Source organism: Roseovarius salincola (assembly GCF_026891095.1).
GTDB classification, from domain to species: domain Bacteria; phylum Pseudomonadota; class Alphaproteobacteria; order Rhodobacterales; family Rhodobacteraceae; genus Roseovarius; species Roseovarius salincola.
Genome location: NZ_JAPTNL010000002.1, coordinates 95252 through 114793 on the forward strand (window position 1 = coordinate 95252; position 19542 = coordinate 114793).

At 62.5% G+C, this 19542-nt stretch carries 19 protein-coding genes, 1 tRNA gene and 1 pseudogene; 11 read left to right on the plus strand and 10 right to left on the minus strand.

Going from position 1 to position 19542, the window contains the following annotated elements; all coding sequences use genetic code 11:
- Window positions 1-4: 4 nt before the first annotated feature.
- Together N5A93_RS03075 and fliK are read right to left on the minus strand one after the other, a co-directional pair.
- Window positions 5-601 (minus strand): flagellar hook capping FlgD N-terminal domain-containing protein, encoded by a 597-nt coding sequence (locus N5A93_RS03075; RefSeq protein ID WP_268953596.1) that lies wholly within the window; start codon window positions 599-601, stop codon window positions 5-7.
- A 96-nt stretch (window positions 602-697) separates the two neighbouring features.
- Window positions 698-2419, minus strand: coding sequence for a flagellar hook-length control protein FliK (gene fliK, locus N5A93_RS03080; protein ID WP_268953597.1), 1722 nt, complete (start codon window positions 2417-2419; stop codon window positions 698-700).
- A gap of 166 nt (window positions 2420-2585) precedes the next feature.
- Here fliK and N5A93_RS03085 point away from each other — a divergent pair, with 166 nt between their 5' ends.
- Window positions 2586-2825 (plus strand): rod-binding protein, encoded by a 240-nt coding sequence (locus N5A93_RS03085; RefSeq protein WP_268953598.1) that lies wholly within the window; start codon window positions 2586-2588, stop codon window positions 2823-2825.
- Complete coding sequence (gene flgN / locus N5A93_RS03090; protein ID WP_268953599.1) at window positions 2812-3171, plus strand: flagellar export chaperone FlgN; 360 nt, start codon at window positions 2812-2814, stop codon at window positions 3169-3171. The genes N5A93_RS03085 and flgN overlap by 14 nt, the downstream gene beginning before the upstream one ends.
- Window positions 3172-3360: 189 nt before the next feature.
- Here flgN and N5A93_RS03095 read toward each other — a convergent pair.
- A pseudogene (locus tag N5A93_RS03095) lies at window positions 3361-3480 on the minus strand (chemotaxis protein MotB); the annotation flags it as partial.
- A 182-nt stretch (window positions 3481-3662) separates the two neighbouring features.
- Between N5A93_RS03095 and N5A93_RS03100 the strand changes: the two are divergent.
- Window positions 3663-4463 carry a class I SAM-dependent methyltransferase gene (locus tag N5A93_RS03100; protein ID WP_268953600.1) on the plus strand — a complete coding sequence of 267 codons (801 nt, stop codon included), beginning with the start codon at window positions 3663-3665 and terminating at the stop codon, window positions 4461-4463.
- Window positions 4464-4516: 53 nt separating this feature from the next.
- Here N5A93_RS03100 and N5A93_RS03105 read toward each other — a convergent pair.
- The 4 genes from N5A93_RS03105 to N5A93_RS03120 form a co-directional block, all read right to left on the minus strand.
- A tRNA-Thr gene (locus tag N5A93_RS03105) sits at window positions 4517-4592 on the minus strand.
- Window positions 4593-4637: 45 nt separating this feature from the next.
- Window positions 4638-6137, minus strand: coding sequence for a heme biosynthesis protein HemY (locus tag N5A93_RS03110; RefSeq protein WP_268953959.1), 1500 nt, complete (start codon window positions 6135-6137; stop codon window positions 4638-4640).
- Window positions 6138-6156: 19 nt separating this feature from the next.
- Window positions 6157-7461 (minus strand): COG4223 family protein, encoded by a 1305-nt coding sequence (locus tag N5A93_RS03115; RefSeq protein ID WP_268953601.1) that lies wholly within the window; start codon window positions 7459-7461, stop codon window positions 6157-6159.
- Between the two features lie 48 nt (window positions 7462-7509).
- On the minus strand, window positions 7510-8241 hold the full coding sequence (locus N5A93_RS03120) for a uroporphyrinogen-III synthase (protein ID WP_268953602.1): 732 nt from the start codon (window positions 8239-8241) through the stop codon (window positions 7510-7512).
- 71 nt (window positions 8242-8312) lie between these two features.
- Here N5A93_RS03120 and tsaD point away from each other — a divergent pair, with 71 nt between their 5' ends.
- From tsaD to N5A93_RS03140, 4 genes are read left to right on the plus strand one after another with little or no spacing between them, the layout of a single operon-like run.
- Window positions 8313-9407 carry a tRNA (adenosine(37)-N6)-threonylcarbamoyltransferase complex transferase subunit TsaD gene (gene tsaD, locus N5A93_RS03125; RefSeq protein ID WP_268953603.1) on the plus strand — a complete coding sequence of 365 codons (1095 nt, stop codon included), beginning with the start codon at window positions 8313-8315 and terminating at the stop codon, window positions 9405-9407.
- Entirely contained in the window at window positions 9404-10363 is a 960-nt protein-coding gene (locus tag N5A93_RS03130) for an NAD(P)H-dependent glycerol-3-phosphate dehydrogenase (protein ID WP_268953604.1), read from the plus strand. Before tsaD ends, N5A93_RS03130 begins: the two co-directional genes overlap by 4 nt.
- On the plus strand, window positions 10363-10632 hold the full coding sequence (locus tag N5A93_RS03135; protein ID WP_268953960.1) for a YciI family protein: 270 nt from the start codon (window positions 10363-10365) through the stop codon (window positions 10630-10632). Before N5A93_RS03130 ends, N5A93_RS03135 begins: the two co-directional genes overlap by 1 nt.
- A gap of 3 nt (window positions 10633-10635) precedes the next feature.
- Window positions 10636-11055 carry an EVE domain-containing protein gene (locus tag N5A93_RS03140; RefSeq protein ID WP_268953605.1) on the plus strand — a complete coding sequence of 140 codons (420 nt, stop codon included), beginning with the start codon at window positions 10636-10638 and terminating at the stop codon, window positions 11053-11055.
- Between the two features lie 227 nt (window positions 11056-11282).
- On the opposite strand, the gene N5A93_RS03145 is transcribed toward N5A93_RS03140, so the two are convergent.
- Window positions 11283-11624 carry a DUF2853 family protein gene (locus N5A93_RS03145; protein WP_268953606.1) on the minus strand — a complete coding sequence of 114 codons (342 nt, stop codon included), beginning with the start codon at window positions 11622-11624 and terminating at the stop codon, window positions 11283-11285.
- A gap of 209 nt (window positions 11625-11833) precedes the next feature.
- On the minus strand, window positions 11834-13228 hold the full coding sequence (ahcY, locus tag N5A93_RS03150) for an adenosylhomocysteinase (RefSeq protein WP_268953607.1): 1395 nt from the start codon (window positions 13226-13228) through the stop codon (window positions 11834-11836).
- A gap of 107 nt (window positions 13229-13335) precedes the next feature.
- Between ahcY and N5A93_RS03155 the strand changes: the two genes are divergently transcribed.
- The gene (locus tag N5A93_RS03155; protein WP_268953608.1) at window positions 13336-13929 is read left to right on the plus strand and encodes an HD domain-containing protein; all 594 of its coding nucleotides are present in this window, start codon (window positions 13336-13338) and stop codon (window positions 13927-13929) included.
- Window positions 13930-13953: 24 nt separating this feature from the next.
- Here the strand turns inward: N5A93_RS03155 and N5A93_RS03160 are convergent, their stop codons facing one another.
- Window positions 13954-14700 (minus strand): metallophosphoesterase, encoded by a 747-nt coding sequence (locus N5A93_RS03160; protein WP_268953609.1) that lies wholly within the window; start codon window positions 14698-14700, stop codon window positions 13954-13956.
- 200 nt (window positions 14701-14900) lie between these two features.
- On the opposite strand from N5A93_RS03160, the gene N5A93_RS03165 reads away from it, so the two are divergent.
- From N5A93_RS03165 to N5A93_RS03175, 3 genes are all read left to right on the plus strand, one after another.
- Window positions 14901-16640 (plus strand): type I secretion system permease/ATPase, encoded by a 1740-nt coding sequence (locus N5A93_RS03165; protein ID WP_268953610.1) that lies wholly within the window; start codon window positions 14901-14903, stop codon window positions 16638-16640.
- Window positions 16637-17950 (plus strand): HlyD family type I secretion periplasmic adaptor subunit, encoded by a 1314-nt coding sequence (locus tag N5A93_RS03170; RefSeq protein WP_268953611.1) that lies wholly within the window; start codon window positions 16637-16639, stop codon window positions 17948-17950. Before N5A93_RS03165 ends, N5A93_RS03170 begins: the two co-directional genes overlap by 4 nt.
- A gap of 171 nt (window positions 17951-18121) precedes the next feature.
- Window positions 18122-19525 carry an efflux transporter outer membrane subunit gene (locus N5A93_RS03175; RefSeq protein ID WP_268953612.1) on the plus strand — a complete coding sequence of 468 codons (1404 nt, stop codon included), beginning with the start codon at window positions 18122-18124 and terminating at the stop codon, window positions 19523-19525.
- Window positions 19526-19542 lie beyond the last annotated feature (17 nt).

Sequence of the window (19542 nt, forward strand, 5' to 3'; positions counted from 1 at the left end):
GCGCTCAGCCCTGTGGTTCGCGCAGCCCGAGGATTTCGCCCGAGGCCACCTCTTCGCCCCCCTGGAAGATCAGGGTGATCTGGTCGCCATCGTTGCGCGCCTCCACGATCCGTCCATGAAGCTCGGCGGGATGTGCGCCCAGCAGATCGCCGGCACGATATGATTCCAGCGTGATGTCGTAGCGCCCGGAGGGCAGCGGCGCGCCGTTGCCGCCGACCCCGGCCCATTGCACCGGCCCGGTTTCGGCCTGCGCATCGAGCCGCTGCACGATGTCGCCCTTGGTGTCGCGCACCACGATCTGCGCGGAATCGGCCAGCGGATCGGCCCGCAGTGTCAGGGTCAGCGGGGTGCCGTCGAATTCGACAGGGGTCACGGCGCGGGCCTCCATCCCGACCCAGCCAGCCAGTTGCGACATGCCCAGAGCCCCGACACGCGCGCCAAGCGATTCCAGAAGATCATTGGTGCGCACCTGCTGTTCGACTGTCGAGAAGGTTGCCAGCTGGACAGCGAAATCTGCAGATTCGACCGGATTGAGCGGATCCTGATTGCGCATCTGCGCGGTCAGCATCTTGAGAAAGGTTTCGAAATCCGAACTGAGCACGGGCCTTTCGTCTGGCGCTGAAGGCGGCGCGGACGCGGGCGGCGGGCTGGCGGCGGGAGGTATGGGGGAGGTCGGTTCTACCATGATGATGCCCTTTCAGAGTCTGATATCAACGCGATCCGCAGCGATCCCCAGCGCGGTGGGCGCAGGGGCCGCCGCAACCGTGGGCGGGGGCGGATCCTCGGGGTTGGCCGCGCGATCCGGCGTGCCGGTGCCGCCCGGTTGCCCGGGGTTGCGCCCGAAGGCGAATTCGGTGCTGCCCAAGCCGAGATGGCGGAAATCCTGCGCCAGCATGTCCGCATGGCGGCGCATCAATTCGAGCGTCTCGGGACGTTCGGCGATCACGGTGACGGTGATCGCCCCGTCGCCGGGTGTCATGCTGATGCGCACCCGGCCAAGTTCGGCCGGGTTCAGCGTCAGTTCGATGGCCTGTTCGCCACCGCCGACAGCCGTGCCGGCCATGCCGCCGCCAGCACCACCGCCCATGGCCCCCGCAAAGGGGATGGCCCGCTGCACAGCGGCACTGAGCTGTGTGGCGACATGGCGCGGCAGGTCGGGATGTTGCAGGATTTCGACGCTGGCGCGCAGCGACGCCAGACCGTCAGCAGCAAGGCGCGTATCGCCGTTCTGCCCTGAATCAGAGACGAATCTCATTGGTACGTCCAAAGAGTCGATTTGCACGGCCTCTATCGCGTGAAGGGGGGAAGGCGGCGCAGACGCGGGCACGGCATAGGCACGCGACGGCGGCAAGGCATCAATGGATCGCGGGGCATGACGGGGTGCGGACCTTGGCGTTTCGCTACGCGCCAGGGGGGTGATGACCGGATCGCTTGGCGCGCCGGGCACTGACGTCGGCGCAGACGGAACCGCCACAGGGTCGCGCGGGTCGGCGCGGGTATCAGGCGCCACCTGCGGCCGTGGCTGAGCCAGCGCCTGCGGCAGGCCTTGCGCCTGCGGCCGGGTTTGCGCCTGCGGCCGGGGCACAGGCTGCGCGCCCGGAGCGATAGGCGCGGGTGCGGGCTGATCCCCATCCGTCACGGCATGTGCGCCCTGTCGGGGCGATTTTCCGGGATCGGGCTCTGCCGCGCTGACGGTGGCGCGCGCGGCCTTGGCGCGCAGGTCGGCTGCGATGTTCTCATCTGCGGGGGCAGCGCGCTGAAATGCCACCATCGGGGGCGCGGCGCGCTCGGGCGTCGTTGCGGGAGGGTTCAACCGATCGGGCGGATCGGGCGGCACGCTGGCACGGGTGCCGGTATCGGAGGCCGGCATTGGCGATGGCGGCGGCGTGGCCGTCCTGTTGTCCGCTTGTCCAGTGCCCGTGAAATGGGCGCGGCCCGATACCGGCCGCTGCATGGGTTCGGGCATGTCGCGCCCGGGCGCGCGCGGCGCGGCATGCGCGATGTTCTGCGTCGGTATGGGCGTGCCTTGCATGGCTTCGGGGTCGGCCTGCGCCGGTTCCGGAGCGCTGTCGCGCACAGGTTCAGGGCCGGGATGCGGCGCCGCTTCCGGCGCCAACCGGGGCATGAGCGTGGCTTGCGGGACGCTTTCAGATTCGACCGCCATATCGCGCGCAGACGCATCATCGGAGATCACCGCGTCCGAAGGGACCTCATCTGAGGGCGGGGCATCCGCGGGCAATGCGTCGGCCAGATCCCCGGGCACCGCCAGAGATGGGCCGCCCTTGCGCGTGGTTTCCAGCGCGTCGAACACCGCCTGAAAACCGGACACGGGCGCGCCATCTGGCGCAATGCTGCCATCAATGGCCAGCCGCAGGGTCATTTCGGACATCACGTGCGGCGCGCTTGTCTGAACAAACATCATCGGCTTCTCCGGCGATCATTCCAATACTCGGGAAGGTCGCAGATGCCGGTTACTACTTCTTTACCCAAATGCCGTGAAATGGGGATGTGTATCTTCAATTCGAGGTGAAACAGTGACGGATTCTTTACCAATCGCCCCATACGTTGCGCCACGGCCCACCCCCTTGGCACCATCGGCGGCACGCGAGGTGGCAGAACGGCTTGAAGCGGGTTTTCTGGCCGAAATGCTGAAATCCGCCGGCTTTGGCGAACAGACGAACAGCTTTTCGGGCGGGCCGGGCGAGGATCAGTTCGCCTCGTTTCACCGGCAGGCCATCGCCGAACGGATGGCGGCAAGCGGTGGAATCGGCCTGGCCGAGAGCTTCTATCGCGCAATAACGGAGACCCATGATGACGCAGGATGACATGCAGACCCTGATCGACCGGCTGGACAAGCTACTTGAAACCGAGCGCGCCGCGCTGCTGGCGGGCGATCTGGAAACCATCGGCAGCTTGCTGACGCAAAAGGAGCGGCTGATCGACAGATTCAATGCGCTCGAGGGCACGCGTGAGCCCGATCTTGCCGGCCTTCAACAGAAGGTGCAGCGCAATCAGGTGCTGTTGGATGGTGCGCTTGAGGGCATCCGGCGGGTGGCAAGCCGGATGGCCGCGATCCGCCAGGTAAGGCGCTCGCTCGCGACATATGACGAGACCGGGAAGCGACGCACGATCGATGGCACGATGGCGCATAACGTCGAAAAGCGGGCGTGAGGTATTTGTCTCTAATTCGGCCCAACTTGTCCGTCGGGCTTAGGAGACGATTAGCATTTGGAGACCATGCTGGGCAGGCATTCGAAAGCGGATGGCGCGGGGCCGCGTGACACACCGGCACCCGCAAGCGCCAGAACGGGGCCTGCGCCGCCTCTTGAAGGGGCGGATATTGAAACCGGTGCAAAAGCACCAAAGGCTAAAGGAAAATGCCATGGCGACCTTCCAGGCACCACCATGGTGGCCCCCGCCGACAACGACCTTCTTCCTTTTGATGATAACTGGCGCGGCGTTTTCGCCCGGCGCGCTCATCCTACCACCTTTCAACTCACCCAATGGACGGTATAGCAGGAAAGAGATTACCGAACCTTTGACGTTTAAAGTTGAAATGATCGTGTCCGGCCCGGTTGAAGGAAATCATTATTCACTTGCGCATGCTCTTCGGGCCGGGCTAGCACGTAGGTGCCTGCCCGGCTGATCCAGGGACATTCAACTTGCCAGACCAAAGGACCCCCTTCGTGCAATGGCTGCGGCGCATTCAGCGCCGCGTTCTGGGTGGTTGGAAAATCACAAGGTACGCGCCGCGCGGCATCGATGAATTCGCATTCGACGGCCCGAGCGTCCTTGAAGATATACACCGGAAATACGATTACGATGGCGATCTTCTGACGATCTATTCGCAGCATTCGGGACATCTGGTCCACAAGTGGCACCATTACATTCCGATCTATGACCGCTATTTCACCCCTTTCCGCGGGCATGCGCCAAGGCTGCTGGAAATCGGTGTGTCAAAGGGCGGCTCTCTTGCCATTTGGCGCAAGTTCCTTGGCCCGGACGCGACCATCTACGGAATCGACATAGACGAGGACTGCCGCCAGTATGACGGTATCGACGGCCAGGTGCGCATCGGCTCGCAGAACGACCCGGCATTTCTAAGATCGGTGATCGCAGAGATGGGCGGTGTGGATATCATCATCGATGACGGCAGCCATCGCATGAACGATCTCAAAGCCTCGCTGGATGCCCTGTTTCCGCTTCTCAACAACAATGGCATCTATCTGATCGAGGATCTTCACACGGCCTACTGGACAGAGTTCGGTGGCGGGCTCGGGACGGCGTCGAATTTCTTTACCTATGTCCGCGACATCGTGGACGACATGCACCATTGGTATCACGAAGACGACATGCGGCACCCCGAGATCGCAGGGTCCTGCGCCGCGATCCACATTTACGATTCGATCGTCGTGCTGGAGAAAGCGAAACAGCACCCGCCGGTGCATTCGACCATCTCGTGAACGACGCGGCACGATCCCGACCCGCGCCGGACAACATATCCTGAAAAAGGCTGTGGTGCCGGTGATAGGACTCGAACCTACGACCCCATCATTACGAATGACGTGCTCTACCAGCTGAGCTACACCGGCCCCGTGACGCGGCCCTATAGCACCGCCCCACGCGGGGGGGAAGAGCTATTTTTCTGATGATTCCCTGTCGGGGCCGGTACCACTTTGTGTGACTGGCGTCGCGTCCACGATATCGTCGTCCTGGTCCTGATCTGTCTCCTCCAAGTCCGTGTCATCGCGGCGATCCTCGAGCGCGCCGACGATCAGCGGCAGCATCTCGATCCCGGTCGAAGTGGACATGGCAGTTGACGGCGGGCTGGTCCAGGATAGCGTATCGAAGGCATGACAGTTCTCGCAGGCGGGCACCCATTCGGCGTGAATATGGTGGCAGTTCTCGCATACCCATTGCGGGCCGCGCGGTGCCGAAAGGGCGCGCGCCAGCCATCCCTTGACCACGGCGTCCGACGCGCCTTCGCCACGCTCGACCGCTGCCATGATGGTCAGAACGCGTGCGTCCGGATCGTTTTCTACCATGTCGCCCAGCGCGCGCCGAGCCCCTGGGAAATCCTCGGCCGCAAGGTGAAGCTCGGCTTCCAGCAGGCGGGTCTCACGGTGATCCGGCTGCAGCTTGAGCAGTTTGCCAAAGCGCTTGAGGCGCTGCTCGGGGCTTTCATCAGGTTCGAGTTTGGCAAAGACCGCGGCAAGGTCGGGATGCGGCTGGGCCTCCCATGCCTTCTTGATGACCCGTATCGCATGGCGCTTGGCCCCCTGCTCGATATAGCCGCGCGCGGCCATGACGGCCGCCGGGATCAGATCGGGCGACTGGCGGTTCGCTTCGATGGCAGCTTCGCGGGCAGCAATATCGTTGCCCTCGTCCAGCACGCCGCGGGCCTCGGACAGCGCCAGAACCGCATCGCGCCGCTTGTGCACATCGCGCGGCAAGGCGCCATATTTCAGCTTCGCCTTGAGGGTTTCGCGCGCGCCTTTCCAGTCTTCCTGCTGCGCCTGTAGCTGCAGCAGCGTATCCTGAACCTCCTGGTGTCTGGGCTTGAGCGAAAAGGCCGTCTGAGCCAGCCGCAGGGCGGTTTCGGTATCCCCTGCCGAGAGCTTCTGCTTCATCAGGCCGCGCACCCCGACAAACCGTGTGCGTTCGTCCTTGAGAAGCTTCTTGTAGACCTTCTCGGCGCGCTTGCCGTCGCCCGCCATCTCGGCGGCCTGTGCCGTAATCAGGTTGGTCAGCTCGGGTTTGCGCAGATATTTCTCGGCCTTGTTGGCCTTGGACATGGCCTGCTCGCCCTCGCCCGATGCCAGAGCCATCAATCCATCGGTCAGAGCGCGGTAACCTTTCTCCTGGCGGTTCCGGTCGAAATACCGCGAAATCGCCGTTTCATCGCCATTGATGAATTTCAGCAAGGCGATCAGGAAAGCAGCCAATTTCAAAAGAAGCCATATCGCGATCACCAGAAGAACAAGCGCGATCACCGCCTTGAGCGGCGTCAGGTTGAACTCCTGGCCCGCCATGACGATCCGAACACCGCCCTCCATCTCGAGCAGATGGGCTGCTCCGAAGGTCGCGCCCGCAACCAGGGCGATAAAAACAACAATCTTGATGATCGACCACAGCATCATGCATGCCCTTTCGGTTTCAATTCATATCCTGGGCGAGCGCCTCTGCAGCAGCGACGGCCGCGAGGCGGCGCTTGGCATCCTCTGACCAGCCTGCCAACTCCGCGCGCCCCTCTTCGGGCAGTGTTTCGATCTCGGCCAGCGCGTCTTTCAGGCGCCCCTCGCGCGTGGCGGCCTCGGCGCGCGACAGAACGGCGTCGGGGTCGTCGCCCTCGCGCGGTTCAAGCGAGCGCGCCCCAAGCTGCGTGCGCAGAAAGCTACCGAAACCGCTGCCATCTTCCCCGGTGACCCGGCGCGAAACGGCCAATGCCCGACGGGCCGCGTCGGGAAAGCGGTCCTGAAGGCGGGCCAGCGAGGCGACGCCGTCTTGTGCAACCTGTGTCAGCGCCTCTGGAACGTTCACACCTGAGGATTCCAGATCGGCCAGGGCCGCATCAAACCCGGTTCCGGCATCCAGTGCGGTCTGAATCCGCGTAAGCGCTGCCCTCTGCATCGCGCCCCGGGCTGTCTGTTCGGCGTTCTCTTCCATCGTGCGAGCGTCCTCGACCATGCGGGTGATCTCGTCGCCTTGTTGCGCAACCGACTCGCGCAATGCGTTCAGCTCGGCCTCGATATCCGAGGCAATGGCCTGAGACGCGCCCTCGCCCGAGGGGCGGTTTTCAACCTCGCCAAGACGCGTTTCCAGCTCGTCGAGCCGGGTCGTGGCATCATTCAAGCGCTGCGAAACCGTTTCTATCGCCGCCGCCTGACCCGCCTGGGTTTCTTCCAGTCCGCCAAGGTCGGGGCCATCGCCCAGCGCATCCAGACGCCCCTGCAGATCTTCGATCTGCGCTGATTGCGTATCGAGCTGCTGGCTCAGCGCCTGATCCGCCCCGTCATCCGTGACTGCCGCGAATGGCCATCCGCCGGACATGTATTGCGCAGCACCAAAGCCGATCGCGGCTGCGGCGACACCGCCAAGAAGCGTCGGGACGAATCCACCCTTGTGCACGATGACCTGTTCCACCGGTACAGGTTGCGATGCCTCCGGCATGGCCTGTGCCGGGTCGGTGTCGCGATCATCGTCAGGATTGCCCGGTTGGCTGGCATCTGCGACGAAATCAGTCGCGCCTGCCTCAGACGTGTCGGCCTCGCCGTCGGTTTCGGCGGGGCTTTGCTTCTCGCTATCTGTCGGCTGATCGCGGTCGTCATCGGAGTCGGCTGTAGAATCTGACCGGGTCGTCTCTGCGGACTCAGCAATCTTCGGATCGGTCGTTGGATCGGTAACATCTTCCGACTTGTCTTCGGATTCCGACTTGTCTTCGGAGCTCTTCCTGTCAGCCACTCTCAACCACCCTTTCGAATCCTGCCATACGGCGCATACTTCACGACCTTACTTTGCCGTGTTTCCACCCTCAAGCCGCTTGGTCTTGTCCAGTAGCTTCTTTATTGCGTCCAGCATCGCATCCGCTGAGGGCGCGTGCGCGATCTCGATTGCGGCGACCCGGTCATCCGGCACCGCGGCGGCGGCGTTCCTGCTGATCGCAGCAACCAGAAGCGGCGCGGCGCCACATGCCTGGCCAAAGAACAGGCGGGCGCTGCGCGGCGAGAAGAGCGGCACCAAAACCGGCTCGGCCCCCGCCAGAATGGTGCGAGCCACTTGCGTTAGGGGCTCGGGTAATTGCCGGTAGATCACGGCTTCATCAGTCTCTAATCCCGCCGAACTCAGCAAAGTCGCGATATCGCTGGCGGCATGTGTCCCGCGCAGATGAAGGCAAGGTGCGGTGACGCCTGCCGACAGAAGCTGCGCGATCAGATCCCTTGCGTCGCCGCCGCACGCGGTCACATTCATCCCGGCCTCGCGGGCAGCCTGCGCGGTGGCCTCGCCCACCCCGAAGGCGGGCAGATCGCAGCGCCCACCCTTGGCCACATATGCTTCTACACCGTGTCGGGAGGTGAAAATCAGCGTGCGATATCCCGCCATCTGAGGCAGCGCGCCGCAATGCTCGATCCGCATGAGCGGAGACAAAACCACAGTCACGTCACCATCCAGCTGCGCCTCAAGCCGTTCGGCGAATTCCGCGCCAACGCGACCGGGCCGGGTGATCAGGATCGTCGGCGCCATGAGCTGTCCACAGTTGTTTGCATATTCATCCGGTGATACCTGCCAGTGGAGCAACACGCAACGGGCGGCCCATGCGCACCAGCCTTACCATCCTCGGCCTTGAAAGCAGCTGCGACGATACGGCAGCCGCCGTTCTGCGCCTTGACGGAGAGACACCCACGATCTTGTCTTCAATCGTTCATGGGCAGAACGATCTGCATGCCGCCTATGGCGGGATCGTCCCCGAGATCGCCGCCCGCGCTCATGCGGAAAAGCTTGATATCTGCGTCAAAGCGGCTCTGACGAAGGCGGAAACCACCCTTTCACAGATCGACGCGGTCGCTGTCACGGCAGGGCCTGGGCTGATCGGCGGCGTGCTTTCGGGAGTCATGTGCGCCAAGGGCATCGCCGCGGGCGCCAGTTTGCCGCTGATCGGTGTGAACCACCTTGCCGGCCATGCATTGACACCGCGGCTCACGGACGGGATCGCCTATCCCTATCTCATGCTGCTGGTCTCGGGCGGGCATTGCCAGTTTCTGATCGTGCGCGGCTGCGGGGATTTCAGCCGTCTTGGCGGCACGATCGACGATGCGCCCGGCGAGGCCTTCGACAAGACCGCGCGCCTTTTGGGGTTGGCGCAACCCGGCGGTCCCTCGGTCGAGCGCGAGGCGTTGCAGGGCGACCCCGAGCGATTCCGCTTTCCAAGGCCGTTGCTGGACAGACCCGGTTGCGACATGTCCTTTTCCGGGCTCAAGACGGCCCTGTTGCGGGCGCGCGATGTGCTCATGGACGCGCAAGGTGGCCTGACGCGTCAGGACCGTGCCGATCTCTGCGCCGGGTTTCAGGCTGCTGTGGCCGATGTTCTGGCCGAGAAAACCCGCCGTGCCCTTGCGATATATCTCGGCGAAGCACCTGCCACGTCCGCCTTTGCCGTGGCAGGGGGGGTTGCGGCGAATGGCGCTATTCGCGCGGCGCTGGAGGCAGCCGCCGACGCGGCGCAGACCGCATTCGTCGCACCGCCGCTGGCCCTGTGCACCGACAACGCGGCGATGATCGCCTATGCAGGCGCCGAGCTTTTGCGCGCGGGACATCGCGATGACATGACACTCGCCGCCCGCCCGCGCTGGCCGCTCGACCGGTCCGGTCCGGCGCTTCTGGGCAGCGGAAAGAAAGGGGCAAAGGCATGATCACGATACTGGGCGCAGGCGCATTTGGCACCGCCCTGGCCATATCCCTGTCGCGCAACGGTCCCGTCAAACTTTGGGCACGCGATCCCAAGCATGTCGACGAGATGCGCGCGGCCCGACAGAACGCACGCCGTCTGCCGGGTGTCGATCTGCCTGATAATATCAAGATTTCGGCTGAATTAGAGACTGTATCTCAAGGACAGGTCGTTCTTTTGTCCGTGCCCATGCAGCGCCTTCGCGGCGCGCTCGAAACGCATGGGGCTGCCCTGTCGCAAGGGCATCTTGTGGCCTGTTGCAAGGGGATGGAGCTGACGACCGGTCTGGGACCGACCCGGATCATTGCCGAAATGCTGCCCGACACGACATCGGCGATCCTGACCGGCCCGTCCTTTGCCGCCGATATCGCGCGCGGGTTGCCCACTGCGCTGACGCTGGCATGTGCCCATGACAGCGCAGGAGAGGCGCTTCAGAGCGCGCTCAGCACGGCCAATCTGCGCCTCTATCGCACCACGGACACCAGCGGCGCGGAGCTGGGTGGCGCGCTCAAGAACGTCATGGCGATCGGCAGCGGTGTGGTCATGGGTGCCGGGCTTGGCGAAAGCGCCCGCGCGGCGCTGATGACGCGCGGCTTCGCCGAAATGTCACGAATGGCGGCCGCTGTCGGAGCCCGGCCCGAGACGTTGTCGGGCCTTTCGGGCTTTGGTGATCTTGTGCTCACCTGCACGTCGGAGCAGTCCAGAAACACGCGTTTTGGCCTGAGTTTGGGTCGAAATGAAAGTTTCGATCCCTCCGTTACCGTGGAAGGAGCCGCCACAGCGCGCGCTGTTACGCACCGGGCTGCGGAACTCGGAATCGACATGCCCGTTACCCGCGCGATTACCGCCCTGATCAATGGTGAATTGCAGGTTGATCAGGCTATGGATATGCTTTTGTCACGCCCATTGAAGGAAGAATGATGCTGATTGCCCTGATTGCCCGAGACAAGCCCGGCGCCCTGCAAACCCGTCTGGACAACCGCGAGGCGCATCTGGCCTATATCAAGGCGACCGGGACCGTCGCGCAGGCCGGTCCGCTGCTGGATGATGCCGGGGCCATGGCTGGATCGCTTGTGATCCTCGATGTCGTGGACATGGCACAGGCGCAGGACTGGGCCGCGAATGACCCCTACGCCAAGGCCGGATTGTTCGACTCTGTCGAACTGATCGAATGGAAGAAGGTAATTTGAGCGATGCGTTACTGGCTGTTCAAATCCGAACCCTCCACCTGGAGCTGGGACGATCAGGTCGCAAAGGGTGACGCTGGGGAGGAGTGGGACGGCGTGCGCAATTACCAGGCCCGCAATTTCATGCGCGAGATGGAAATTGGTGATCGCGGGTTCTTTTACCACAGCCAGAAGGAAAAGGCCGTGGTCGGTATCGTCGAAGTCATCGCCAAGGCCCACCCCGACAGCACCACCGATGATGACCGTTGGGAATGCGTCGACATCAAGGCGATCGCACCCGCCAGAACTCCGGTCACGCTGCAGATGATCAAGGCCGACCCGCGGCTTTCCGATATGGTATTGGTGAATAACTCTCGCCTGTCGGTTCAGCCGGTCAGCGAAAGGGAATGGCGCCTCGTCTGCGAGATGGCGGGAATAGATGGCTGAGCCATCATGAAAACGGAGGATGCCAGCCGTTTGCCGACACCCTCCGTCACCCCACGTGCTCCCTTGGCACCACACGTGTATCTGGAAAAAGGTCTCGGCCTACTGGCCTGTTGTCGTGACACTAGCGAAACGCGCGCCCGGTGCCAAACCCGGAATGCCTAGAATACCCTTCAAATGAGAAACGCCCGCCAGAGAAGGCGGGCGTCGATCCGTCACTTGCCGGTGGTTCAGCTGTAAACAGATTCTTTCCCGAAATGCTTGGTCAGCATGTAATACACCACGGCGCGATACTTGTTCCGTTCGGAGCGACCATAGGTGTCCATGACCTGATTGATCGCATCCATCAGTTGCGGACCATCCGCCAGCCCCAGTTTCTTGATCAGGAAGTTTTCCTTGACGGTTTCCAGTTCGCTTTGCTGGGTCGCGGCCACAGTCGAAGCATCTGCATTGTAGATCGCGGGGCCGCATCCGATGGTCACCTTCCTCAGAAGGTTCATATCCGGCTCCATGCCACACTTGTTGCGCAAATCGTCGGCATATTGCGCAATCAGATCGTCACGCTTTCCCATACTGTCTCTCCCACCAGTCCGGCCCGTTTGCCGGATATCCGTTTTAATACCAAAGCCCCGTTTAGGCGCCGTTTTCAATGGTAGCGGCTGTTTCACAGCCCACAAAGGGAAAACTTTGCCCGCGCTCCCCTGCCGCAGGCGCAAAGAAAAGGCCCCGGCGTTGCTGCCGGGGCCTGTTGAAACATCTGTCGTGCGCCGTGACCGGTCGCTTAATACCTGTAATGCTCGGGCTTGAACGGGCCATCGGGTTTCACGCCGATATAGTCGGCCTGATCGGCGCTCAGTTCCGTCAGCTTGACGCCGATGCGCTCCAGGTGCAGGCGGGCGACCTTTTCATCAAGATGCTTGGGCAGGATGTAGACTTCGTTCTCGTATTGATCGCCCCGCTGCCACAGCTCGATCTGCGCCAGGACCTGGTTGGTGAAGGAGGCCGACATCACGAAACTCGGGTGCCCCGTGGCGTTGCCGAGGTTCAGCAGACGGCCTTCGGACAGCAGGATCATGCGGTTGCCCGAGGGCATCTCGATCATGTCCACCTGCTCCTTGATGTTGGTCCATTTGTGGTTCTTGAGATGCGCAACCTGGATCTCGTTGTCGAAATGGCCGATATTGCCAACGATCGCCATGTCCTTCATCTCGCGCATATGCTCGATGCGGATGACATCCTTGTTGCCGGTGGTGGTGATGAAAATGTCCGCGCTGGCGACTTCGTCCTCAAGCCGGGTCACCTCGAACCCGTCCATCGCGGCCTGAAGCGCACAGATCGGGTCGACTTCTGTCACCTTGACGCGCGCGCCCGCACCGCGCAGCGATGCCGCGCTGCCCTTGCCCACGTCGCCATAGCCGCAAACCACGGCGACCTTGCCTGCCATCATCGTGTCGGTGGCGCGGCGAATGCCATCGACCAGCGATTCCTTGCAGCCGTATTTATTGTCGAATTTCGACTTGGTCACGCTGTCGTTCACATTGATCGCCGGGAAAGGCAGATGGCCTTTTTCCATCATCTTGTAGAGACGATGCACGCCGGTCGTGGTTTCCTCGGACACGCCCTGGATCATGTGGCGCTGACGCACGAACCAGCCGGGGCTTTCGGCCATGCGCTTGCGGATCTGCGCGAAAAGCGCCTCTTCCTCTTCGCTGGTCGGGGTGGCGATCAGGTCTTCCTCGCCCTCTTCGACGCGCGCACCGATCAGAACATAGAGCGTGGCATCACCGCCATCGTCGAGGATCATGTTCGCGCCGCCTTCCTCGAACATGAAGATGCGATCGCAGTAATCCCAGTATTCCTCCAGCGTCTCGCCCTTGATGGCGAAAACCGGGGTGCCGCCCGCAGCGATCGCGGCCGCGGCATGATCCTGCGTCGAGAAGATGTTGCAGCTCGCCCAGCGGACCTGCGCGCCCAGCGCGGTGAGCGTCTCGATCAGCACGGCGGTCTGGATCGTCATGTGCAGGGAACCGGCGATGCGCGCGCCCTTGAGCGGCTGGCTCTGGCCGTACTCCTCGCGCAGGGCCATCAGGCCGGGCATCTCGGTCTCGGCGATATCCAGTTCCTTGCGCCCGTACTCGGCCAGGTTGATATCCTTGATGATATAGTCCTTCGCCATCGGCGTGGCTCCTTGCAAATCTACACTTCGAGGTGCAGATAGCACCGGCGCCTGATTTAGGCAACGCCACCACCGAATTCACTGCCCCCAAGGACGATCCGACGACCATGAAACAACCTCGCGCATGGCAAAAGATGCTTTCAGGCCGTCGTCTCGATCTGCTTGACCCGACGCCTGTGGATATCGAGATCGAGGACATCGCCCATGGGCTTGCCTTTGTCGCGCGCTGGAACGGGCAGACATCGGGTGACTACGCCTATTCCGTGGCGGAACACTCTCTGCTTGTGGAATGCCTTTTTTCCCGCCTCAGCCCATCTGCGCCTGCCAAGTGGAAACTGGCCGCGCTGCTGCATGACGCGCCGGAATACGTGATCGGCGACATGATATCGCCGGTGAAATCGGCGGTCGGGCCGGGTTATGAAGAATTGGACAAGCGTCTTTCGGCGGCCATCCATCTGCGCTTCGGCCTGCCTGCGGCGATCCCGGCACAGGTCAAGAAACAGATCAAGAAGGCCGACCGGATCAGCGCCTGGATGGAAGCGGTACGGATCGCGGGCTTTACCGAAGCCGAAGCCGACCGCTTTTTCGGCAAACCCGACCTGTCGATGATCAAAGGACTCGAGATCATTTTGCGCCCGCCCATGGAAGCGCGCGCGGACTATACCGCCCGCCACCACGCGCTGCTGGCCGACATGGGCTGAGACGGGGCGACGGGCTCCATCCGATCAGGTCGAGACGAAGCGCACGAATCCGGGTTCGATGATCGCGGCGGTCAGATGGCCGGTGTGAACCGCCCCGGTATCGATTCCGATCCTGCCATCCTTCATCTCGGGTTTGTCCCTGATGAAATGGCCGTGCACCATCCACAGCCCGTCCTGCCTGGGGGTGCTGAAGAACTTGGGGTGCCCCCATAACAGCCCGTGCCCGCGATGGGCTTCGATCGGACGTGTCGGATCGCCGCCTGCATGGCTGGTCACGACATTGCCGCTTTGCCAGATCAGCGGGCGCTGGTCGATCCATTCGAGCAGAGCAAGACCGGCGCATTCACGCAGACGGTCGCGGGTGTCGGCGGGCGCGCCGCTGTCGGGATCGAGGCCGAAGCTGCGCAAAGTCGTGCTGCCGCCATTCCGGGTCCAGAGTGGCCATTTGGCCCCTGGCATGTCCAGAAATTCCAGCATCATGGTCTCGTGGTTACCCATCAGGCAGACCACATCGCGCGGGTCCTCCTGTTCAAGTGCCATCAGCTTTCTCAGAACTCCGGCACTGTCGGGTCCACGGTCGATGTAATCGCCAAGAAAGACCAGTGGCAGCTTGGGCGCCTCGGTCTCGAGCTTGGCAAGCAGGGCCTCCAGAAGATCCAGCCGCCCGTGAATGTCGCCAATGGCAACAAATGGCCGATCAGGCGCGACCGGTGCGACAAAACGAGGTTTGCGCGGGTCAAAGCGGTTGATGAAAGCACGAAAACGGGCCATTGCATAACCATTAAGCGGTTCGCGCCCACGGGCAAGGGGTAACGATGCGGCTGACTGCCCAAAAGCGGCATGATTTTGTTGATCCCGAATTGGAAACATGCTTCGGAAAAGCGTATACAGGTTTATAAACTGTTTCTGTTTTAACTGCGTTCAGTATCCGTGTTTTAGAAAAATGAAATAGCACAGGCGACGGGACAATTATGTCAAGTGTCGAAAGGCCGGGAATTCAGGAATTGCGCGTCGCGCGCGGTAAGGGACGCGTACTGTTATTCTGGGCCTTCGTCTTCTCGATCTTCGTCAACCTCCTCATGCTGACCGGGCCGCTCTACATGCTGCAGGTCTATGATCGCGTGCTTGCCTCAAAATCGATCGAGACCCTCGTCGCACTGTCCCTTCTGGTGACGATGCTCTTTGCACTGATGGCGGTGCTGGATTATGCGCGTGGCCGCGTGATGGCTCGGATCGGAGCGCGGTTTCAAAGCGTGCTGGATGCGCGCCTTTTCGATGCGACGCTGCAACGCTCCAAGAACCCGCATGACCGCCCTGTCTGCAACGCCGCGCTTCGCGATCTGGACTCGCTTCAGAACTTGTTCGTCTCACCCGTGCTGCTGGCGATCATGGACATGCCCTGGACGCCGATCTTCATCGCCGCGATCTTTATCTTCCATCCGGTTTTGGGCTGGGTTTCGGTTGCCGGCGGGCTGATCATCGTGGTGCTGGCGCTGCTCAACCAGACCGTAACGGCACATCGCGTGCGCATGTCGCAGATCGCGACACAGCGGGCGCATTCCTTTGCCGAACACGCGCAGGAGGCCAGCGAGGTTGCGTTGAGCCAAGGCCTCGGTGACAGCCTGCAAACCCGCTACAAGAGGCTGCGGAACCTGGCACTGAAACAGACCATGCGGGCCAATGACTGGACCGGTGTGTTCACCTCGCTCACCAAGGCATTCCGGCTGTTCCTGCAATCCGCGATCCTCGGCCTTGGCGCCTATTTCGTGATCCAGGGAGAGTTGACCCCCGGCTCGATGATCGCCGGTTCGATCCTTCTTGGTCGCGCGCTGGCCCCGGTTGAGCAGGCCATGGGCAACTGGCCCGTGTTTCAACGCGCCCGCGCGGGCTGGAAGACGCTTGAGAAATTCCTTGCCTCGGTGCCGTTCCAGGAAGAGCGCACCGAACTGCCGGTGCCCGAGGCGCGCCTGCGCGCGTCGGCCCTGACCATCGTGCCACCAAGGGCGAAGCGGCCCACGGTGCGCAACGTCAATTTCCTGCTCGAGCCGGGCCAGGCGCTTGGCGTGATCGGCAAAAGCGGCTCGGGCAAATCGACACTGGCGCGGGTGCTGTCCGGCTACTGGCCACCGGCCGCGGGCGAGGTGCGTCTGGGCGGGGCGACCCTGGATCAATACGATCCCATGCATCTGGGCGCTCATATCGGCTATCTGCCCCAAACCGTCAGCCTGTTCGGCGGCACCATCGCCGAGAATATCCGGCGCATGACGCTGGAAACGGATGCCAAAGGCGTCGTGGCCGCGGCGAAACAGGCCAATGCGCATGACATGATCATGCAATTGCCCAATGGCTATGACACCTATCTGGACGGTAACGAGAACATGCTGTCAGGCGGGCAACGACAGAGGATCGCCCTTGCCCGCGCGCTTTACGGCGAACCCGTGTTGCTGATCCTGGACGAACCCAACTCGATGCTGGATGCCGAAGGCTCGGACGCGCTGAACCAGACCGTGAAAAGCTTCAAGGAAAAGAACAAGTCGGTGATCGTGATGACTCACCGGCCCACCGCGATCGCCGAATGCGATCTGCTGATGGTATTGGACAAGGGCAACGTGCTGGCCTTTGGGCCGCGCGACGAGGTGCTTGAAAAGACCGTGATGGACCCGCGCAAGCCGCGCCTTGCCACGGCGACATCAAACAAGGTGGCGATGTGAGCGAGGCCTCCGAAGACAAGGACCCGAACTGGAGCGGCACCTTGCCGCTGATGGCGGGAATTCTCGCGCTGATCGCCTTGGTCGGTGGGCTTGGTTTCTGGGCAGTGCGCGCCGAATTGTCGGGGGCCGTCGTGGCACCGGGCCAGGTCACTGTTGAATCCAACCGGCAGGTTATCCAGCACCCCGAAGGCGGTGTCGTGGGTGAGATACTGGTCAAAGACAGTGACCGGGTCGAAAAGGGCGATATCCTGATCCGGCTTGACGGGCGCCGCCAGCGCAATGAACTGAGCATTATCGAAGGCCAGCTGCGCGAATTGTCGGTACGCAAGTCGCGCCTTCAGACCGAACGCGATGATGCCGAGGTGATCTCGTTCGACCCCGATCTTGTGGCCGCCGCCAATGACGCGCCCATAATCGCCAATCTCATGCAAGGCGAGCGGACCCTGTTCCAGTCCCGCAAGGAATCACTAGAGCAGGAAATCAGCCTTTTGAACGAGCAGAACCGGCAGATCGAGAACCGGATCGGTGGGCTGAAGGCGCAGCTTGATGCGCTTAACGAACAGGTGGCGCTGGTCGATACCGATCTTGTATCCGAACGCGAACTACTGACCCAGAACCTGACTCGCGCCGCAAGGGTCAGTGACCTGATGCGTGAACTTGCCGGGTTGAAGGGACAGGTCGGACGGATCGAGGCGGAAATGGCGGAACTGCGTGGGCAGAAGGCAAGCAACGGCATTGCTCTTTTACAACTCAAGACGCAGCGCCGCGAGAATGCCGTCTCACGCCTGCGCGACCTGGAGTTCCGCGAGATCGAGCTGATCGCGCGCCGCAACAGCCTGCACGAAACGATATCGCGGCTCGACATCCGCGCGCCGGTGGATGGTATCGTTTACGGACTTCAGGTCTTTGCGGTGCAATCGGTGGTGCAGGCCGCCGAGCCGCTGATGTATATCGTTCCGCAGGATCAGCCACTTGTGGTGTCGGCCCGCGTCGACACGATCAACATCGACGAAGTCTATGCAGGCCAGGAGGCTTCGCTTCAGTTTTCGGCCTTCGATCAACGCAAGATCCCTGAGCTCAAGGGTCAGGTGCAGCGCATCTCGGCCGATGCCTTGCAGGATCAGGCGACCGGCCAGCCCTATTATTCCGTCGAGATCCTGCCAAACAGCGACGAAATTGAAAAGCTGCAGGGTCACAGCCTGCTACCCGGGATGCCGGTGCAATCCTTCATCCAGACCGGCGCGCGCTCTCCGCTGGTTTACCTGATCGAGCCGATGGCAGGGTTTTTCAACCGGGCGTTCCGGGAATAGGCTTGCCGTGGCGTGACGCAAAAGCGCAACACTCGAACCGAACATGTCACTGATCCCCGCGGCTCTGGAAAATTTGACCGGATTCTGCTAGGATTTCCGGATGGGCCAATAATGACACATGAAAACATGTGCGGATAAGGGGCCCGAGAGGCAGAGAACGAGCATATTTCAATGCGTATTTTTCTATACGTTTGCGCGGGGCTGTTTTTGTCGGCCTGCACGGTCGGCCCGCTCTACAAGCATCCGGAAATGGAGCTGCCCGACCGCTATTCGCTGTTGGCCCCGGTCAGCAAGGCCAGCAGCAGCGATCTCTATTGGTGGCGCGATTTCAGTGATCCCGTTCTCAATCAGCTGGTCGGCGCGGGCATGCAGGGCAACCTGAGCGTCGCCGAGGCGCGCGAACGGGTTGGGGAAGCCGAGGCATTGCTGCGGCGCGACAGCGTCACCCCGACTGGTGACGGCTCGCTCACGGGGCGCGGAAATACCAATGGCGCGAATACGGGTTCGGCCGAACTGGAGGCCGAGATCGGCCTGGCAGGGCGAACTCAATGGGCCAGTCGCGCGGCACGCCAGCGTCTTGAAGCCGCCCGGCTGGGCGAGGGCGAAGCCCGCCGCCTGCTGTTGTCGGAGCTTAGCAAGACCTATGTGCAAATGCGCTTTTTGCAGCGCAGCTACGAAACCCGCCAGCAGGATCTGGCTTCGCGGCGACGTACCCTGCGCGATCTTCAAACCCAGCTTGACGCCGGCGCCGCAACACAGCTTGACGTATTGCGGGCGCGCGCGCTGATATCGGAAACGCAGGCCGAAATGCCAGGCACCGAGGCCGAGATCATTCGGCAGCGCAATCGTATCTCGACGCTTCTGGGCCAGCCGGTCGGGCAACTAGGCATCGACCTTGGCTACAAGGGGCAGCAGCCGCGCCCGATTGGTGGCGCAGAGACCGGTGTCCCGGCGGATCTGCTGCGCGCCCGGCCCGACATCCGCGTCGCCGAGCGGCGCTATGCCGCCGCAGTCTCGGATATGGGCGTGGCTCAAGCCTCCCGCTATCCCAGCCTGACTCTGAGCGGGCTGGTCACGGCACCGCTCAAAAGCGGGTCCTGGAACGAGAGCCTTGTCGCCGGTCTGACAGTGCCGGTCTTCTCGCAGCCAGCGCTTGCGGCCTCGGAGGATGCCGCCGAGTCGCGCGCACAGCAAGCCTATCTGCAATGGCGCAAGGCTGTTCTGGGCGCGGTGGAAGAGGTCGAGAACGCTTTGGCCGCTCTGAAGGCGGCCAGACAATCGGTCGGTTCCGCCCGCGAACTCGTCAACCTCAACGAACGGTCCCTGAACCTGTCTCGGCGCCTGATCGTGGAGGGTGGCGACGCCACGGTCCTCGACGTGATCGACCGCGAACGCTCACTGTCATCAGCCCGCTTCACCCTGGCGCGCACGCTGCGGGATCTGGCACTGGCCTATATTGATCTGCGCGTCGCGCTCGGCATGGGACACGACGTGGTCGTCGACGATTCAGGCCTTGTCACCCGCGCCGATGTCGCAAACGCAGCCGCTGGGCTGACCGCGCCCGCCACGGAATAGATCAGGCGAGGTGGTCG

Bases quoted from the DNA above. Each gene is read 5' to 3' on its own strand.
- fliK (WP_268953597.1), bottom strand. From the start codon at position 2,419: ATGTTTGTTCAGACAAGCGCGCCGCACGTGATGTCCGAAATGACCCTG.
- flgN (WP_268953599.1), top strand. From the start codon at position 2,812: ATGACGCAGGATGACATGCAGACCCTGATCGACCGGCTGGACAAGCTA.
- N5A93_RS03110 (WP_268953959.1), bottom strand. From the start codon at position 6,137: ATGCTGTGGTCGATCATCAAGATTGTTGTTTTTATCGCCCTGGTTGCG.
- N5A93_RS03120 (WP_268953602.1), bottom strand. From the start codon at position 8,241: ATGGCGCCGACGATCCTGATCACCCGGCCCGGTCGCGTTGGCGCGGAA.
- tsaD (WP_268953603.1), top strand. From the start codon at position 8,313: ATGCGCACCAGCCTTACCATCCTCGGCCTTGAAAGCAGCTGCGACGAT.
- N5A93_RS03130 (WP_268953604.1), top strand. From the start codon at position 9,404: ATGATCACGATACTGGGCGCAGGCGCATTTGGCACCGCCCTGGCCATA.
- N5A93_RS03135 (WP_268953960.1), top strand. From the start codon at position 10,363: ATGCTGATTGCCCTGATTGCCCGAGACAAGCCCGGCGCCCTGCAAACC.
- N5A93_RS03140 (WP_268953605.1), top strand. From the start codon at position 10,636: ATGCGTTACTGGCTGTTCAAATCCGAACCCTCCACCTGGAGCTGGGAC.
- N5A93_RS03145 (WP_268953606.1), bottom strand. From the start codon at position 11,624: ATGGGAAAGCGTGACGATCTGATTGCGCAATATGCCGACGATTTGCGC.
- ahcY (WP_268953607.1), bottom strand. From the start codon at position 13,228: ATGGCGAAGGACTATATCATCAAGGATATCAACCTGGCCGAGTACGGG.
- N5A93_RS03155 (WP_268953608.1), top strand. From the start codon at position 13,336: ATGAAACAACCTCGCGCATGGCAAAAGATGCTTTCAGGCCGTCGTCTC.
- N5A93_RS03160 (WP_268953609.1), bottom strand. From the start codon at position 14,700: ATGGCCCGTTTTCGTGCTTTCATCAACCGCTTTGACCCGCGCAAACCT.
- N5A93_RS03165 (WP_268953610.1), top strand. From the start codon at position 14,901: ATGTCAAGTGTCGAAAGGCCGGGAATTCAGGAATTGCGCGTCGCGCGC.
- N5A93_RS03175 (WP_268953612.1), top strand. From the start codon at position 18,122: ATGCGTATTTTTCTATACGTTTGCGCGGGGCTGTTTTTGTCGGCCTGC.